The organism is Oceanobacillus sojae (assembly GCF_900162665.1).
Taxonomy (GTDB): domain Bacteria; phylum Bacillota; class Bacilli; order Bacillales; family Amphibacillaceae; genus Oceanobacillus; species Oceanobacillus sojae_A.
Map to the genome: position 1 here is coordinate 742217 of NZ_LT727810.1, position 17367 is coordinate 759583.

Below are 17367 nucleotides of genomic sequence, written 5' to 3' on the forward strand. Positions count from 1 at the left end.
TTTCTCATTCAAACGATTTTTTTCAAATTATTATATAGCTCATGGTATATTTATTAAAACATTGCTGTAGAGTGTTTTGGCTGGATTCTTGCTTTCGGGTCAATGTAATTTTTAGCATTATTAATAGCTGTCGGACCTTCACCAAATCCAGTTGCAATCAGCTTGACTTTACCATCATACGTACAAACATCTCCAGCAGCATATATTCCCGGGATATTTGTTTCCATTTTTGAATTAACGACAATGCTGTTTTTTTCAATTTCCAGACCCCAGTCTTTGATTGGTCCAAGACTGGAAATAAAACCGTAGTTACAGATGATATCATCTACTTCTAATTCGACTAATTCTTCTCCTTTTATCTCCTGTAAGATAAGCTTTTCAATCTTCTCGTTTGCAACAATCGCTGCGGGGGCAAATGGTGTGAGCTTTTCAACAGCAGATGCCTCTAATTGTTCCACACTATGTTCATGTGCACGGAATTGATCACGACGGTGAATTAACGTTACTTTAGCAGCAGTTTTTTCCAGCATCAATGCCCAATCTACAGCTGAATCGCCTCCGCCTAAAATAGCAACATGCTTATCCTTGTACTTATTCATATCCGTCACATAATAGTGTAAATTTCTGCCTTCGTATGCTTCACTGTCACCTACATTCAATCTTCTAGGCTGAAATGCACCATTGCCGGCAGTAATAATGATTGTTTTTGTCAGGTGAACTTCTCCAGTGTTTGAAATGAGGCGAAAGCTGTCGTCTTCCAACCGTTCAACACTTTCAATAGCCTGCCCGAGTACAATCTCAGGGTCAAATAATTTTGCCTGTTCTTCCAATTGATCAACAAGCTCCTGTGCACGAACTTTTGGAAATCCTGCAACATCATATATATATTTCTCCGGATATAGTGCTGTCAATTGACCTCCGATATGAGGCAGGCTTTCAATTATTTTAACACTGGCTTGACGCATGCCGCCGTAAAAGGCTGTGAATAAGCCAGTGGGTCCAGCTCCAATGATGGTTACATCAAAAACTTTCTCCATAGAATACCTCTTTTCTTTCTAAACGTTTACCAATCCTATGGTATCATAAACTCGTTTTTGTTTGTATTAAATCGCTTTAAAAGAAAGGATAATTCAAAGGTATTTTATTTTGACAGTTTAATACTCTTTGCATGTCTTCACTTTTTTTTCATAAGTATAGATAAAAAAGAGTTTTTAAAGCTTGCTATTTTTTAGCAGAGCATTTAAGATAAGTTAGTGATTATTACAATTTGATTACAAAATGAAGTTATTTATATGACAAAAATATTTTGATAAGAATTATATTAATTAATAGGAGTAGTGAAAAACCATGAATAAACCGCATATTGTTATATTAGGAGCGGGTTATGGAGGTATAATGACAGCAGTAAAGCTTCAGAAGCAGCTGGGACAGAATGAAGCAGAAATCACATTAGTTCATAAATATGACTATCATTTCCAAACAAGCTGTCTGCACGAGAATGCTGCTGGGACGCTGCATCAGGATTGCTCTAAAATAAAAATAAAAGATATCATCAATCGTTCAAAAATAAATTTTATAATAGATGAAGTTGTTTCTATCAAGCGGGAAGCCAAAAAAATCAGGCTTAAAAACAGAAAGCTTAATTATGATTTACTCGTAATCGGACTGGGAGCTGAGCCGAATACGGAAGGGATTCCAGGATTGAATGAGTATACTTATCCTATCACAGATATTAACAGTGCCCGTTTTATCCGTGAACACATTGAATATAATTTTGCCAGCTATGCCAATGATATTAAAAAGGATGAGAGCAGATTAAATATTGTGATTGGCGGCGGAGGAATTCTTGGTGTTGCGTTTGCAGGGGAGCTCATCAATCAGATCCCGATTATGTGTAAAGAATATGATGTTGAGAAAACACAGATACGTCTCTATATGCTTGAAGAAAATACTTCTTTGCTGCAGGGATTTGATGAGGAGCTGGCGCACTATGCAATTACTTCTTTACAATCCAGAGGCGTAGAAGTTATCCATCAGGCGAAGCTGAAGGAGTGTCAGGATAACAAAGTCGTTTATGAAATGGAAGGCAAAGAATATGTTATTCCCTCTCGCACTTTTATCTGGACCGGCGGGGTACAGGCTAATCCAATTTTTGAAAAAGCTGGACTAACCTTGAAAAATAAAAGAATAGAAGTATATTCTAATATGCTGTCTACCAAAGATGATTCGATCTTCGTTGTAGGCGAGTGTGCATATACTGTAAATGAAAATGGAGAAGAAATTCTTCCAACTGCAAAAAAAGCTGTAGAGGAGGCAGCTGTTGTTGCAAAAAATATCTCCTTATGGCTCAGGAACAAAGAACTTACTTTCTGTCAGCCGGTAAAGCAAGGTATGCTTGCCACCTTAGGAAGAGATGACGGGGTAGCGACGATACAGAATCATAAGATATTCGGCTGGAAAGCGGTATTAATAAAGCGGATTTCTGATAATCATTATTTATATAAATTAGGGGGATGGAATTTGTTGTTGAAGAAGGGGAATTTTCATCTATTATAGAGGATGTTAAAAAAGTCCAAAAAAGATGACACGGCGATAAGAGGATTTTCTACTAAGAACGCCCACGTCGTGTGGGCAACGTAGAAGCCACCGCATCCTGCGGAAGTGCGTTGACGAAGATTTTTCAATGGGGCTGCGATTACTCGCCCCACCAAAAGCGTTACTCACGTATTATAAAGCATAGAGGAACTTCTGTGTTGTCCACGTCCTGTGGACAACACAGAAGTCACCACAACACGCGCAAGTCCGTTTGAAAAATCTTCGTCGCCTTGAACTTCTTGGTCTTATTTATCGGAATTTTTGAACACAAACTTATAGAAATATATTGACAAAAAAGCGAAGCTTGGCAGATGCTGCTTTGCTTTTTTGCAGTTTTAAGATAAAATGTCCCTTGTATGTATCCTTAGAAAGGACGGAGGGAAGAGAATGGTTCAACTTGTTGTTTCTGTTGTATTGTATTTTGTTATATTTTTTGGTATTGCATTTATTTTAAATATGTTATTAAGAAAAACATGGCTGATGGCATGTTTATTTCCTATAGTAATGATTTTTATTATAGATAATGTTTCTTTTATTAGCTATTTTACAAGTCCAGGGGAATCTTTTTCAGCACTCGGGGATCGTATTGTCGGATTAACGATTGCTGATATTCTGATTTTGTTATCGGGTTTTCTCGGTACAATTGTATCTGGTTTTGTTATCCGCTTTTTAAGAAAAAGTGGTTATCAAATGTTTTAAAAAGATGAATTACATAAAAATAAAAGAAGGTCAATGCTGCTTGGCATTGGCCTTCTTTATTCAATAAGAGAAGAGCGGAGCAAGGGAAAAAGCAATAATAATCCCTGTGATTGCACCAAAAAATACTTCTATCGGCTGGTGTCCGAGTAATTCCTTTAATTCTTGTATCTTTTCGTTTTCTTTCTTTTTACTCCAGCCTTTGGCACTGGAGGTGATTAATTGAAAATCGCGAACCAGCTGATTAATAACAATTGCCTGTTCACCTGCTTGTCTGCGGACTCCGGAAGCATCAAACATCGTAATCACACTAAATATACAAGCAAGCGCAAATACACTTGATGATACCCCTTCTGCAATACCGATAGCAGTAGCTAAAGAAGTAACTGCTGCAGAGTGGCTGCTGGGCATTCCCCCTGTACTGAAAGCAAGTCCAGGTTGAAATTCCTTGGTGAAAATCAGCTTGATAGGTATCTTTATAACTTGCGCAAACACAATAGCAATCAGAGCAGCCCATAATGGGAAATTCGTCAATAATGTCATGAATGAGGGTACTTCCTTCCTGACTAACGCATCAATTTTCTGTTATTTTACCATAGTCTGTATCATAATAAAAGAAAGGCTCAGCAACCATCAGGAATATGCGGTATTGCAGGTTAAAAAATGCGTATTCCTGTAAAATATTTATTTAATAACTGTATCTAATGCAATCTCCATCATTTCATGGAATGTAGTCTGACGTTCTTCAGCAGTAGTTTCTTCGCCAGTAATAAGATGATCGGAAACTGTAAGGATGGATAGCGCCTGACGGCCATATTTAGCTGCCAGAGTATATAGTGCAGTAGATTCCATTTCGATTGCAAGTACTTGGTATTTAGCAAGCAATTCGTTCACTTCTTTGGCATTATCACGATAGAAGGTATCGCTTGTAAATACATTTCCGACACGCAGCTGTAATCCTTTTTCAGTACCGGCTTCATAAGCGTTTTTTAATAATTCAAAGTCGGAAATAGGAGCGTAATCAATCCCCTGAAAGATCAGCTGATTTATTTGTGAATCTGTTGTAGCAGCCTGTGCTAAGATAACATCGCGAACCTTAACATCTTTTTGAATTGCTCCACACGTACCTACGCGAATAAGTTTTTTGACATCATAGCTTTGAATAAGCTCATTCACATAGATAGAGATAGAAGGTACTCCCATGCCGGTTCCCTGTACAGAAACACGTTCTCCTTTATAAGTTCCCGTATAGCCATACATGCCTCTGACTTCATTATAAAGCTGTGCATCCTCTAAATAATTTTCAGCGATATATTTAGCCCGTAACGGATCTCCCGGCAATAAAATTTTATCTGCAATTTCTCCCTGTTTCGCTCCAATATGTACACTCATTTCGTAAACCTCCATTATTCAATTTTGTCCTTAAGATAAAGGTATCATAAAGGTTTTTGAAAAACAAATGAATACATTTTCATAAAAAAAGTAGATATGTATTTCATATTTCGTGATTTTTGTATATAATATAACATAGGTTTATGTGAGATGAATAACAGGTACATAAACGACAGAGATTTTCAAATTGAAAGGATGTTGTATATAATGAAGTCACAAACGTTTAAAATTACTGCAGAAACCGGAGTACACGCACGCCCGGCTACTTTGCTGGTAAACAAAGCTGGTCAATTTGATTCTGAAATTGAAGTTAGCTACAAAGGCAAAAACGTTAACCTGAAATCAATCATGGGCGTTATGTCTTTAGGAATTCCTAAAGGTGCTGACATTGAAGTAAGCGCAGACGGAAAAGATGAAGCTGATGCTTTAAAAGGTATCGCTGACGTTATCAAAGAACATTTAGGCGAATAATTATTAACAAACGTATAAAAGCGCTCTGGCATCAGGGCGCTTTTATACGTTGTACATGGATTGATTTACATGCCTCAAGCATTTGTTATAATTGTTTCAGGAAGGGTGTGAATTTTTTATGATTATGATGCCATTTCTATATTTTCCGGAAGATAAAACAGAGTATATTCCTGCTGTAATAACATTGGTCATTTTTCTGGTTTTAGCAGCATTTTTTATGCGCTGGATGATGAAAAAATCGAAGAGAGATCAGGAAAATTTTGAACAGGAATACCATGATGCTTTAAATAAGGCACAGAACAACAATAATAATGTAACAAATTCCTCCTCTAATCAATAGGATTTGAGGAGTTTTTTTGACTAAAAAATTGCTTCTTTGTTCAAACTATGGAAAAAGCAAAGGAGTTTATCGATGAGAATACGGAATAAATGGACGATGATGACGGCTCTCGCAATGCTGTTTCTTTTATCAGGGTGCCTGCTGCCGCATGAAAACTCAGAAATGGTAGAAATGTATAATGCGGATGGAGACCGGGTAGGAACAGCCAGATTAAACGAGACAGATGGAGGAGTGGCCGTAACTATTGAAGTAGAAGGGTTAAGCCCTGGCTTCCACGCTATCCATGTTCATGAGTATGGAAAATGTGAGGGTCCTGAGTTTTCTACGAGCGGTAACCACTTTAATCCTGATGGTAAAGAACATGGTCTTTTGCGGACGGATGGGGCCCATCTCGGAGATCTTCCTAATATTGAAGCAGATGAAGATGGGAACGTTCAAGAAGAATTGGTGATTGCTGAGGCAACGTTAAAAAAAGGTAAGAACAGCCTGATTACTAATGATGGGACTTCTTTAATCATTCATGATGGAGTGGATGATGGAATGAGTCAGCCAGCCGGGAATTCAGGTAACCGTATTGTTTGCGGAGTGATTAAAAACGATTCTCAAAGTGGAGAGAGGGAAGAATCTCCTACTGATCCGACAGAGAATAATGATAAACAGGAAAAGGAAGAGAATGGATAATTACTCCGGCTGCTTCATTTGCTAACAAAAATTTGAGGCAACTGTCATGGGAAAAATAGAAAGAAGCTGCTATTCGAATAGCAGCTTCTTTCTATTTATAGGGGTTTAATTATTAGATTCTCTCCAAACTTCTACAGCATGGATAATCCGTTTAACGCCTTCTTCGATGGTTGTCCGTGGACAGGCGACATTGATACGCATAAATGCGTCCCCTTCTACGCCATAGTCCTGACCAGGATTTAAGCCGACACGTCCTTTATCAATCATGAACCGGTTTAATTCTTTTTTATCCATATTTAATTCAGAGCAATCTACCCAGACGAGATATGTTCCTTCTGACTTTGTCACTTTTAATTCAGGAGCATGTGCAGCAAACATTTCCTTGATGTACTCCGTATGGCTCTGGATAACCTCGAGCAGATCTTCTAACCAGGGTTGTCCATGGCGGTATGCAGCTTCCATTGCTGTGACAGCCATTCCGTTTAAGGAATTATTGAATCCTTGACGAAGAAAGGCATTTGTTAATTTTTCCTTGTTTTCTTCATTTGGTGTAATCGCATAAGACGCTTGCAGACCGGCTAAATTAAATGTTTTAGATGGTGCCATGCAAGTAATTGTTTTATCGGCGATTTCTGTTGACAGGCTCGCGATTGGCAGATGTTTATGTCCTTGAAAAACTAAATCTGCATGGATTTCATCAGAAAAAATCATGGCATCATATTGCAGGCAGAGGTCTGCCATTTTACGCAGCTCTTTTTCTGTCCAGACGCGGCCCACCGGATTATGTGGGGAGCATAAAATAAATGCTTTTACACCACTTGCTAATTTATTTTCCATATCTTCAAAATCAATCGTGTAATAATCATCCTGATGAATCAATGGATTCTTTACAAGTTCACGATCCAAAACGTTTATAATATTGTAAAATGGCGTATATACAGGTGTTTGAATCATAATCTTATCACCTGGTTCTGTGAATGCTTGCAGCGCCATATGAAGCGTGTTAATTACTCCGGGGCTGTAGTTAAGCCATTCGGATTGAATATCCCACCCATGACGGTTTTTTACCCAATCGGTTACAGAGGATGTAACATCTTCATCAATTACGGTATATCCGTAAATTCCATGCTCTGCCCGTTTGATAAGCGCCTGATTGACAGCATCTGGAGCTTTAAAGTCCATATCAGCTACCCACATCGGCAGGACATCCTCAGACTGGAATCTCATCTGCAGCATATCCCATTTCACAGATTTTGTTTGCTTGCGGTCATGTACTTCTTCAAAAAAACTCATTCTTTTATTTGCCTCCTTGCATTCATATCATTTTTCTATTATAACAAAGATACTTTAGAAAGGTAGAGAACTGGCTAAAACTTCTTTTGGGATTCCTGTTTTTAGACAAAAAAAAGCAAAGCGTTATACGCTCTGCCTACAGGGGGAATACGAGAAAGCCTTACAATAATAGTAATACCCGTTGTTAAAAAGAATAAACCAAAAAATTTAAAAAAATTTTTGGATTTATTTTTTATTAACGCATGATCGTGTTAAACAATCAGGATTCCATAGAAAAAACTTCATTTCTCAGAGATTATAATCCCTGTGAAATGAAGTTTTGTTTTGAACACGCACTTATATTATAATCTTTTCTCAAGCTCTTCTTTTTCGTTTTCGAATCCAGGCTTGCCAAGCAAAGCAAACATATTTTTCTTATATGCTTCCACACCCGGCTGGTCAAATGGATTAACACCGAGCAGGTAGCCGCTGACAGCACATGCTTTTTCAAAGAAGTATACTAAATAGCCAAAAGTATAAGCATCCAGTTTAGGAACCTCAATGATCAGGTTTGGAACGTCACCGTCAGTATGGGCTAATAAAGTGCCCTGGAATGCTTTATTATTTATTTCATGAATACTTTTACCAGCTAAGTAATTTAATCCGTCTAAATCATTTGCTTCTTCCTCGACAGTTAAATTTTTCTTAGATTCATTTACATGAAGAATCGTTTCGAAAATATTTCTTCTTCCTTCTTGGATATATTGGCCAAGAGAGTGCAAATCTGTGGAGAAGTTTGCTGATGAAGGATAAATTCCTTTTTGATTTTTTCCTTCACTTTCGCCAAATAACTGTTTCCACCATTCAGAGAAGTATTGAAGGGCAGGCTCATAATTAATCAGTAATTCTGTTACTTTGCCTTTTTGATAGAAAATATTACGTACTGCTGCATACTGATATGCAGGATTTCTGTATATATCAGGCACAGACAAGTCTTCCATTGCAGCTTGCGCACCTTTCATAATTGCATCAACATCAATATTACTTGCTGCGATTGGCAATAGACCTACTGCAGTTAATACGGAGTACCGTCCACCAACATCATCTGGAATAACAAATGTTTCATACCCGTTTTCATCAGCTGTTGTTTTTAGAGCACCTTTTTTACGGTCAGTTGTTGCGTAGATACGCTTTTTAGCTTCTTCTTCACCGTATTTTTCTTCTAAAAGCTTTTTAAAGACACGGAAAGCAATTGCCGGTTCTGTTGTTGTACCACTTTTAGAAATAACATTAATAGAGAAATCCTTACCCTTTAATACATCAGTCAGCTCACTCATATAAGTAGAGCTTAAATGGTGACCTACAAAAATGACCTGCGGTGCTTTTCTTTCTTCAGAAGAAAGGAGGTTTTGGAAAGAGTGGTTCAGCATTTCTAAAGCTGCTTTGGCTCCAAGATAGGAACCGCCGATTCCAATTACAAGAAGAACGTCAGAGTCATTTTTGATTTTTTCTGCACTTTTCTTGATGCGTGCGTATTCTTCCTGATCATAGTTTTTAGGAAGGTCAACCCAGCCTAGAAAATCATTACCTGCTCCAATTTTTTCATGAATCATTTGATGTGCACGCAATACAAATGGAGAAAGATTTTTAATTTCTTCTTTGTCGAAAAAAGAAAGTGCTTTATCATATTTAAAAGTTACATGTGTCATTTATAGTTCCCCCTTTAAAATTGATTCCATATATGATTCTACTTTAATCTATTAATGTGATGAAATCAAGGGTAACGACCTGAAGGGCTTTCATTTAAACCGGGAAAAAAGTGCTGAAAAACATGTTGATTTATCTGAAAAAGATATAATCCAGACGGATGAATATACTTCATAAAAAAACACAGGTGCCTGAAGAAAATTCAGATACCTGTGTGGTGTGATCATTGTTATTTTATTTATTTTGTGTCTGGTCAATCCAGTCCTGCAGCTTATCTTTAAGAATGTTAAAACCGCTTGATTCATTGCCGGAATCATTGTTTTTTACTGTGTTTTCCTGTTTAGCAGTTTCTTTTGGTGCTTCTTCTGTAGCGCGGATAGATAAAGAAATTTTTCCTTTTGCTTCATCGATTTGAATGACTTTTACATTAACAGTATCGCCAACACTTAAATGGTCGTTAATATCCTTTACATATCCATGCATGATTTCAGAAATATGAACTAACCCCTGTGTGTCACCATCAATCGCAACGAATGCACCATAAGGCTGAATACCTGTTACTTTTCCTTCTAAAACTTGACCTACTTCTACGTTTGTAGTCATATTGAACATCTCCTATATCTTTTTCAATTCTGTTTTAAGTTATCCAAAGTGGATGGAAAAAGAAAAGGCAGCTTTTTATGCCAGCTATGAAGCTAGTAAATAAAAATGTAAATCTTTTTCTGCATCTTTTGAACACGTGCTTTTTTCAACAATATACTACTTTATCATAAAGTATAGGAAATATCCAATCTAACCTACCGGCTGGCAAGATTAATAAGTGTATCTTTTTCTTGAAGGATAAAAGCAGTTTCTGGATGGAGAATATATTCTTTTTCACGAAGTACACCGATTACAAGAAATCCTTTTTCCAAGCAGGGAGTTACCGCTTCTAAATAAGTTTTTCCAATAAGTGCATCAGGTACAGGCCGGTGAATAAATTTATGCTGGGTAAGGAGATGATAAATATCCTCAAATGGTGTGGCTAGTATCTCTGGATCTAATTCATGGAAAAACAGACTGCTCATAAAATCATTTGACCGAATAATCGTGGTTGCACCTGCACGGGCGGCATTATCAATCTGCTTCTTAGATAGAATTTCTGAGATAACAGGTATGTCAGGGTTGTTTCCCCGGATAGCAATGGTAATCAGAATAGCATGCGTATCAGATTCATAATCAGATTTTTGGTTATCCGCAGCAATAAATACACAGGCAGCTGCCTTAATGTTGGCCATATGCAAAATGGCATCTTCGGCTGCATTTCCTTTAATATAATGCACCGGCAGCTTAGTGTAGGCAAGATTGGTTAAAGTCTGATCAATGATAACAATTTTTTTATCCGGATAATGATGAATGATTAAGTCAATGAGCTGTCGGGTTCGTTCGTTAAAACCGACGAATACATAATGGTTTGTACCATGGAAGGCAAGTTTTCCTTCCTGGGATTTTTTTTCACGTTTTATGGCTGTAGTGGATATGGAGGCAATATAAAATGCAATTAATCCGCCTCCGGATAAAACTAGGCATGCTGCAATTAGCCGGCCGGGCAAGGTGACAGGTACATAATCTCCATAACCGACAGTCGCTCCTGTAATAAGTGCCCACCATATTCCATCTAATATTGTAGGAAAACGCTGCGGTTCAATTAAATAAATAAGATATCCGAAGAGCGACAATGAAATTATAACTAGAAGCAACAGTTTCAGGATATTAGGAATGCGATAGTAAAGCAGTTTCAGAAAACGCTCATTCATCAGGGAACCCTCCTATCTATTTTTGTTAGTATGTGCGATTAGGAGGGGATGTTATTCGTTGAAAACTGAATCTGTAAATATACATAATTAAAAAACGCCAATTTATATTTTTAAATCAGCGTTTTTAAAAAATTATATTGTTTTTAAGGTTTCTTTGATACTTTCATAAACAATAGACCAGTTATCCTGGTTATCACGATAGGATTTTGAAATAAACCGGTGCATTTGCTTTTGCTTTTCTTCAAAATCACTGGCTTCTTTTGATGGAAGCTGAGCGCGTGCTTCGTCAATATATGCTTGGATTTTGGGAGCTCTTGGTCCCCATTTACCGGCTTCCTGCCCCTCTGTATCAATAAAAATAATAATAGGGATAGACCTGGCTGTTCCATTTGTTAAGTATTGATCCATTAATTCAAGGTTATCATCCCGAAGCAAGGCCTTCATAGGCATATTGGCAGCTTCTGAAATTTTAAGAAGAATCGGCATGTTTAACATCGCGTCACCGCACCAATCTTCTGTAAGGATAATCGCTCTTAGGTTCTTACTTCTGATTTCTTCAAAAAAGGCATCATCTGCAGGTAATGAAAAGTTATCATAAATGTATAATAAATCATCTTTATTTACATTCATTGCTTCAATATATTCATCTGGATCAAGTCCTTTTTCATACCATTCATTTAATGACATCTATATCCCTCATTTCAATTATTTGATATAGTTAGTTTACCTTCTTCTGCAGAATTGGTAAACCAAAGTTACCTTGTAAGGAAGAATAAGGAAGAATTTATAGGGAATGTTTAAAAAGTACAATGAAAATGACGGCTTGAATTTTTCATCGTAATTTTGGACAAGCATTTATAGGAGGCTATAGCATGGCAGATACAAAATATGATGTTTTAATGGATTTACTTCATACTCCGTCTCCATCAAGTATGGAAATGGAAATACAAAAGAAATGGATTAATTATGTTAAAGATTATGCAGATGAAATCAAGACAGATCATGTGGGCAATGCAATCGGAGTTCTTAACCCGGATGCTCCATTTAAAGTCCTGTTAGCAGGGCATTGTGATGAAATTGGCTTCATTATTCAGCGTATTGATGAGCGGGGCTTTATATTCTTTGAAAAATTGGGTGGAATCAATCCGAAAGCAGCTATTGGTATGAGAGTGACAGTGCTGGGATATCAGGAAACACTTACAGGTGTCATTGGTGTCAATGCACAGCATCATGGAGGAAGCAAAGGTGATATTGGTGTGCAGGACCTCTATATGGATTGTGGATTTCAGTCAAAGGAAGAGGCACTTAAAAAGGTTCAAATCGGTGATCTCTGTGTGTTAAAAACAGATCCGGAGATATTACAGGATCGGTATATTTCCGCGAGAGGGCTGGATAATCGTACCGGAGCATTTATCGTAGCAGAAGTAATTCGCAAGCTGTCTGAAAAAGATTTGTCGATTGGTGTTTACGGTGCAAGCACGGTGAACGAAGAGACAAATATGGGGGGAGCTTACTTTGCTGCGGCTGGAATAAAGCCTGATTTTGCGATTGCTGTGGATGTGACCTTTGCAACGGACTATCCTAATGTTGATCCGAAAAAGCTGGCTGAGGTTCATTTGGAGGGCGGTCCTGTTTTAGCAAAAGGAGCACCGATTCACCGCAAAGTCAATCATTGGCTGGAAAAAGCAGCAAAAGAAAAATCAATTCCATTACAATATGAATTAACACCAGATGCAACAAGAACTGATGCCGATAAAATGCGTTACACAGGTAAAGGAGTGCCGGTAGCATTAGTATCCCTGCCGCTTCGATATATGCATTCACCAGTGGAAACCGTAAGCAAGAAAGATATTGATAAGGAAATTGAATTATTAGTAACGATGCTTGAAAATCTGACAGGGGATGAAGATTTAAATCCATTGCACGATGATGTTTAAAATAAGAGGATGTCCAAAATTACTTTGAATTAAAAACTTTTCTCTTGTCAAATGAATATGCTGTGGTATACTTAAAGTAATTTAATATTCGATTCCAATCTTCGGGGCAGGGTGTAATTCCCGACCGGCGGAAATAGTCCGCGAACTGTACTTTGTTACAGTTGATCTGGTGTAATTCCAGAACCGACAGTGATAGTCTGGATGGGAGAAGATGTCGAGCTTGTTTTTAACCATACGCATGTTTTTTGTGTATCTATTTAGCGATGACTCAAACCCTAAAGCCCTTATGCTTTAGGGTTTTTAAATTGCTTATAGGATAAGAATAGCATCGTGCCTTCATCACGAGTTGGAATCGGAAAAATGATGGAGGAGGTAAGCTGATGCAAAAAAAGAAAAGAAATCAGCTGTTAAAGTTAATTATTATCGCATTATTAAGTACTATTTCTCTTGTTTTATTTTTTCTTAATTTTCCACTGCCGTTTTTACCAACACCGTATTTAAAAGTGGATTTCAGTGATGTGCCGGCATTAATCGCATCCTTAATCTTTTCACCAATGGCCGGGGTACTTGTCGTTGGATTTAAAAACCTGTTATATCTGGCTGTTTCAGGATCAGGAGAGCCTATCGGCGTATTATCTAACTTTGTTGCCGGATTAATGATTGTATTACCAGTTTCGCTTATTTATCACCGGATAAAAGGGTTAAAAGGTCTTATCAGTGGATTAGCGACAGGTACTGTTATCATGGCAGTCGGTATGAGTGTGCTCAATTACTATCTGATTTTACCTGCTTACGGCTGGTTTATGGGCTGGGAAATGTCTGAACAAATGAAATGGATTGCCGTTATTGGCGGTGTGCTGCCATTTAATATAATCAAAGGAATTTTTATCGGAATTTTATTTATCCCATTATTCAATAAGCTGCAGAGCTGGATTCAACAGCAGCGGACCAGGTTTATATAATACAATATAAAAAGAACCGAGAAATAAAATAGAAAGAGGCCGGATCAAATCCGGCCTCTTTCTATTTTATCTAGTAGTTCATAAAAGGGGAGTAAATTATTTTGGTGTATGAAAACAAATAGATGAATAAGTGCTATATTCTGAAAAAATAGGTGAAAGATATCATTTATTTTTGTAAATCATCCTTGAAGTTAAAAATGGTTTGTTATTGCAAGACTTCTATCCCATTTTGCTTATATGCATCAATGATATTAGCCGGTACAGATTTCTCAGTTATGAGATAATCTAAAGCATTGCTTTTTTCGACAAAGAAAGTCGAGACTTTTTCTAACTTTTCTTTGGTCACCACACTAAGTATTTGAGAACTTTGTTTAATTAACTGACTTTTTAGCAGGGACTCTTCAAAAAGAGGAACTGTAATTCCAAGATTAGAATCAATTGATGAAATACCAAGTACACATAATTCTACGTGAATCCTCTCAATTTCTTTAATAGCAAAGGAACCTGTATTAACGTGTGAATTCTTATTGAATTCACCACCAATAACATAGATTTGTACATGAGGATGGTTGCTTAGAGCAAAGGCAACTGAAGGGCTATTCGTTAATACTCTCCCTTTATAAGACTGAGGCAGCTTCTCAGCCAGCTTCAAGTTAGTCGTGCCGCCATCAATAAAAAGTACATCCGCTTTTTCCAGAATAGGTACAGCAAGCTTGACTAATTCTTCCTTAACTTTAGCATTTTGATCAATTCTCGTGTTAAAGTCTACCTTGTCGTTAACAATGCTTAATGCCCCACCATGAACCCGTTTAATTAATCCATTTGCCGACAGCTCCTGCATATCCTTTCGAATTGTGTCTTCCTTTACCTTTAGTTCCTTCGTTAATTCAGAAACCAATGCTCTTCCCTCAGATTGAACCTTATCTAATATGTAGATATGACGTTCTTTTTTTAGCATATTTATCACCTTTTTATTGTATTTAATTGAATCAAATTGTTTATGTCGAGCTATTTATAAAAATAATTATATCATAATAAATAAAGAAGTACTATTAATGAAAGCGGGAATTATGAAGACATTTACTATTCTATCTTTTAAATAGAAAGATAGGTCAATATGAGTGAAGTTATAATCAGCTGATATCAGACTATCCAATATCTTTTTATTGACACATTCAATTAAAAACGATAATATTAAATTCGATTCAATTATAAACAATTAAAAATGGTGTGATATAAAGTATGAAGAGACATGAACTTATAAGTTATCATCAGTATCACAAAAATGTGATTGTATGATTTACATGGGTAATTTAATGTATGCGTTCCCAAAGGTTGAAGTCATAGAAACTATAAGAAGAATAGGCTTTATTAATTTTAATTATTTAAAAATAGTAATTATTTCTGCAAATCAATAATATTTTTAGGGAGATGACAAAATGAAAAATCTACTTATGAAGTTTGTAAATAAATTGACGAGTATCGGCGCGTCATTGCAAACGCCCATTGCTATTTTGCCAGCTGCAGGACTGCTATTAGCCTTAGGAACAGTTTTTACAAATTCTGCTTTCTTGGAAATGATGCCTATTGCAGATAATCCAGTGATGGAAAATATCTTTAACGTGTTATTAGCTACAGGAAATATTATTTTTGCTAATTTACCGTTGATTTTTGCCGCAGGGGTAGCTATTGGATTAACGAATAATGATGGTGTGGCAGCATTATCAGCTATTGTCGGCTATTTGATTATGAACGTAACCATTGGCGGAACAATGGGGATTACACCAGAGATGGTTGCTGAATCAGATATGTATGTAGAAATTTTAGGAATTCCAACCGTTCAAACAGGCGTTTTGGGAGGTATCATTGTTGGGCTGCTTTCAGCAACTGTATTTAATAAATTTCACGATGTTAAGCTGCCAACATCATTAGCATTTTTCGCCGGGAAAAGAAGTGTGCCAATAATTACTGCTTTTAGCGCTCTTTTTTTAGGATTTATAATGATTATCATTTGGCCGACAATTCAAGGCGGAATTAATAATTTGTCAACATTTATTGTAAATCTAAACGCAGGTTTTTCTGGTTTTATGTTTGGTTTTGTAGAAAGATTAACCATTCCATTCGGTATGAATCACGTATGGTGGCCAACATTTTGGTTACAAGCTGGAGAATATACAAATGCCGCAGGGCAAGTTGTCAATGGAGATCAATTGATTTTCTTCTCTCAATTAGCAGATAACGTACCAATTACTGTTGGTAATTTTATGAATGGATTATTTGTATTGAAAATATTCTCGATACCGGCAATTGCTTTAGCAATGTATCATACAGCGAAAAAAGAACAAAAAGCTAAAGTGAAAGGTATCTTATTATCTGCAGGATTAACTTCTTTAATCGCTGGTGTAACAGAACCACTTGAATTTCTATTTATCTTTACAGCTCCAGTTTTATTTCTAATTCATGCAGTAGTTACCGGCCTGGGATTTACAGCAATGAATTTATTGGGTGCGCATTTAGGACTTTCCTTTTCAGGAGGATTACTGGATTTTGCATTCTTTAATTTACTGACAACCCGGACTCATTGGTGGATTCTTATCCCGGTAGGACTAAGTTTCTTTGCAATCAATTATTTCTTATTTAGATTTGCAATTGTGAAATTTAATCTGAAGACTCCTGGCCGTATGACAGACAAAGATAAAAACTCAAAAAAATCTAATGTAAATTATGATGGCGATCAAATTACAAATATTATCAAAGGTTTAGGGGGCAAAGAAAATATTCGTAATGTGAATGCATGTTACTCCAGATTACGTGTGGATGTAGCAGATACTGCAGTTGTTGATAAAGATATTTTCACAGATCAATTAGAAGCTTCCGGTGTAAGTATTTTAGGTAAAAACGTTCAAGTGATTTATGGTAACGCAGCAGTTGGAATTAAAGAAGGCGTACTGGCAAAGCTTCGGGGAGACGATTATGAGCCAATGGTTGAGACGGAAAAAACTGCTAAAGCTGTTCAATCAGAACCAGCTAAACTTTTAGATATCACAGCTCCTGCAACCGGAGAAATAATTTCAATTGATAAAGTTCCGGATCAGGTGTTTTCTACAAGAGCTATGGGGGATGGCTTTGCAATTGAACTGCAGGACAATGTGATCTACGCTCCCGTGTCAGGCAAAATTGTAGGAGTATTTCCAACAAAACATGCTATCTCTATTATCGACAATTTTGGTAATGAAGTTCTTATTCATATTGGTCTGGATACAGTTAATTTAGAGGGAGAAGGTTTCCGGCTGCTGGTTGAAGAAGGCGATGTGATTAATCAAAATGATTTAATTGCTGAAATTAATTCAGAACAAATCAGAAATAAAGGTTATTCTCTGATTACACCAGTTATCTTTACTAATCTGGACAAAGAAATGTATGAAGTTAAACTTTCAGTGAAAGGAAGAATTAAAGCTGGTCAGAAAAACCTGATCAAATTTTAATTGAAATTAATTATAACTTATATGATTCCAATC

The 17367-nt window shown here is 36.8% G+C and carries 17 protein-coding genes and 1 riboswitch; of the genes, 8 read left to right on the top strand and 9 right to left on the bottom strand.

The window, feature by feature from the left end:
* Window positions 1–53: 53 nt before the first annotated feature.
* Window positions 54–1037 (bottom strand): NAD(P)/FAD-dependent oxidoreductase, encoded by a 984-nt coding sequence (locus BN1068_RS07190; protein ID WP_077602137.1) that lies wholly within the window; start codon window positions 1035–1037, stop codon window positions 54–56.
* Window positions 1038–1347: 310 nt separating this feature from the next.
* Here BN1068_RS07190 and BN1068_RS07195 point away from each other — a divergent pair, with 310 nt between their 5' ends.
* Window positions 1348–2556 carry an NAD(P)/FAD-dependent oxidoreductase gene (locus BN1068_RS07195; protein ID WP_077602138.1) on the top strand — a complete coding sequence of 403 codons (1209 nt, stop codon included), beginning with the start codon at window positions 1348–1350 and terminating at the stop codon, window positions 2554–2556.
* A gap of 426 nt (window positions 2557–2982) precedes the next feature.
* The gene (locus tag BN1068_RS07200) at window positions 2983–3294 is read left to right on the top strand and encodes a YuiB family protein (protein WP_077602139.1); all 312 of its coding nucleotides are present in this window, start codon (window positions 2983–2985) and stop codon (window positions 3292–3294) included.
* Window positions 3295–3354: 60 nt separating this feature from the next.
* On the opposite strand, the gene BN1068_RS07205 is transcribed toward BN1068_RS07200, so the two are convergent.
* Window positions 3355–3834, bottom strand: coding sequence for a divergent PAP2 family protein (locus BN1068_RS07205; RefSeq protein WP_077602140.1), 480 nt, complete (start codon window positions 3832–3834; stop codon window positions 3355–3357).
* Window positions 3835–3975: 141 nt separating this feature from the next.
* Window positions 3976–4683: a purine-nucleoside phosphorylase gene (deoD, locus tag BN1068_RS07210; RefSeq protein WP_077602141.1), complete on the bottom strand. Its 708-nt coding sequence runs from the start codon at window positions 4681–4683 to the stop codon at window positions 3976–3978.
* A 207-nt stretch (window positions 4684–4890) separates the two neighbouring features.
* On the opposite strand from deoD, the gene BN1068_RS07215 reads away from it, so the two are divergent.
* The 3 genes from BN1068_RS07215 (at window position 4891) to BN1068_RS07225 (ending at window position 6175) form a co-directional block, all read left to right on the top strand.
* A complete protein-coding gene (locus BN1068_RS07215) occupies window positions 4891–5154 on the top strand; it encodes a phosphocarrier protein HPr (protein ID WP_077602142.1) in 264 nt (87 codons plus the stop codon).
* Window positions 5155–5272: 118 nt separating this feature from the next.
* Window positions 5273–5494 (top strand): hypothetical protein, encoded by a 222-nt coding sequence (locus BN1068_RS07220; protein ID WP_368483273.1) that lies wholly within the window; start codon window positions 5273–5275, stop codon window positions 5492–5494.
* 72 nt (window positions 5495–5566) lie between these two features.
* A complete protein-coding gene (locus BN1068_RS07225; protein WP_077602143.1) occupies window positions 5567–6175 on the top strand; it encodes a superoxide dismutase family protein in 609 nt (202 codons plus the stop codon).
* A gap of 105 nt (window positions 6176–6280) precedes the next feature.
* Here BN1068_RS07225 and BN1068_RS07230 read toward each other — a convergent pair whose 3' ends face one another.
* The 5 genes from BN1068_RS07230 to BN1068_RS07250 all read right to left on the bottom strand — a co-directional run bounded on the left by BN1068_RS07230 (window position 6281) and on the right by BN1068_RS07250 (window position 11637).
* Window positions 6281–7468, bottom strand: coding sequence for a MalY/PatB family protein (locus tag BN1068_RS07230; protein ID WP_077602144.1), 1188 nt, complete (start codon window positions 7466–7468; stop codon window positions 6281–6283).
* Window positions 7469–7809: 341 nt separating this feature from the next.
* Complete coding sequence (locus tag BN1068_RS07235; protein WP_077602145.1) at window positions 7810–9156, bottom strand: glucose-6-phosphate isomerase; 1347 nt, start codon at window positions 9154–9156, stop codon at window positions 7810–7812.
* 232 nt (window positions 9157–9388) lie between these two features.
* Window positions 9389–9757 carry a S1 domain-containing post-transcriptional regulator GSP13 gene (yugI, locus tag BN1068_RS07240; RefSeq protein WP_077602146.1) on the bottom strand — a complete coding sequence of 123 codons (369 nt, stop codon included), beginning with the start codon at window positions 9755–9757 and terminating at the stop codon, window positions 9389–9391.
* A 194-nt stretch (window positions 9758–9951) separates the two neighbouring features.
* Entirely contained in the window at window positions 9952–10950 is a 999-nt protein-coding gene (locus tag BN1068_RS07245; RefSeq protein WP_077602147.1) for a potassium channel family protein, read from the bottom strand.
* A 132-nt stretch (window positions 10951–11082) separates the two neighbouring features.
* Window positions 11083–11637 carry a thioredoxin family protein gene (locus BN1068_RS07250; RefSeq protein WP_077602148.1) on the bottom strand — a complete coding sequence of 185 codons (555 nt, stop codon included), beginning with the start codon at window positions 11635–11637 and terminating at the stop codon, window positions 11083–11085.
* A 185-nt stretch (window positions 11638–11822) separates the two neighbouring features.
* Here BN1068_RS07250 and BN1068_RS07255 point away from each other — a divergent pair, with 185 nt between their 5' ends.
* A complete protein-coding gene (locus BN1068_RS07255) occupies window positions 11823–12887 on the top strand; it encodes a M20/M25/M40 family metallo-hydrolase (protein WP_077602149.1) in 1065 nt (354 codons plus the stop codon).
* Between the two features lie 93 nt (window positions 12888–12980).
* Window positions 12981–13104, top strand: a riboswitch (FMN riboswitch).
* 163 nt (window positions 13105–13267) lie between these two features.
* A complete protein-coding gene (locus BN1068_RS07260) occupies window positions 13268–13849 on the top strand; it encodes an ECF transporter S component (protein WP_077602150.1) in 582 nt (193 codons plus the stop codon).
* A 205-nt stretch (window positions 13850–14054) separates the two neighbouring features.
* On the opposite strand, the gene BN1068_RS07265 is transcribed toward BN1068_RS07260, so the two are convergent.
* The gene (locus BN1068_RS07265) at window positions 14055–14807 is read right to left on the bottom strand and encodes a DeoR/GlpR family DNA-binding transcription regulator (protein ID WP_077602151.1); all 753 of its coding nucleotides are present in this window, start codon (window positions 14805–14807) and stop codon (window positions 14055–14057) included.
* Between the two features lie 481 nt (window positions 14808–15288).
* On the opposite strand from BN1068_RS07265, the gene BN1068_RS07270 reads away from it, so the two are divergent.
* Window positions 15289–17334: a PTS sugar transporter subunit IIABC gene (locus BN1068_RS07270; protein WP_077602152.1), complete on the top strand. Its 2046-nt coding sequence runs from the start codon at window positions 15289–15291 to the stop codon at window positions 17332–17334.
* The last annotated feature ends 33 nt before the right edge of the window (window positions 17335–17367 follow it).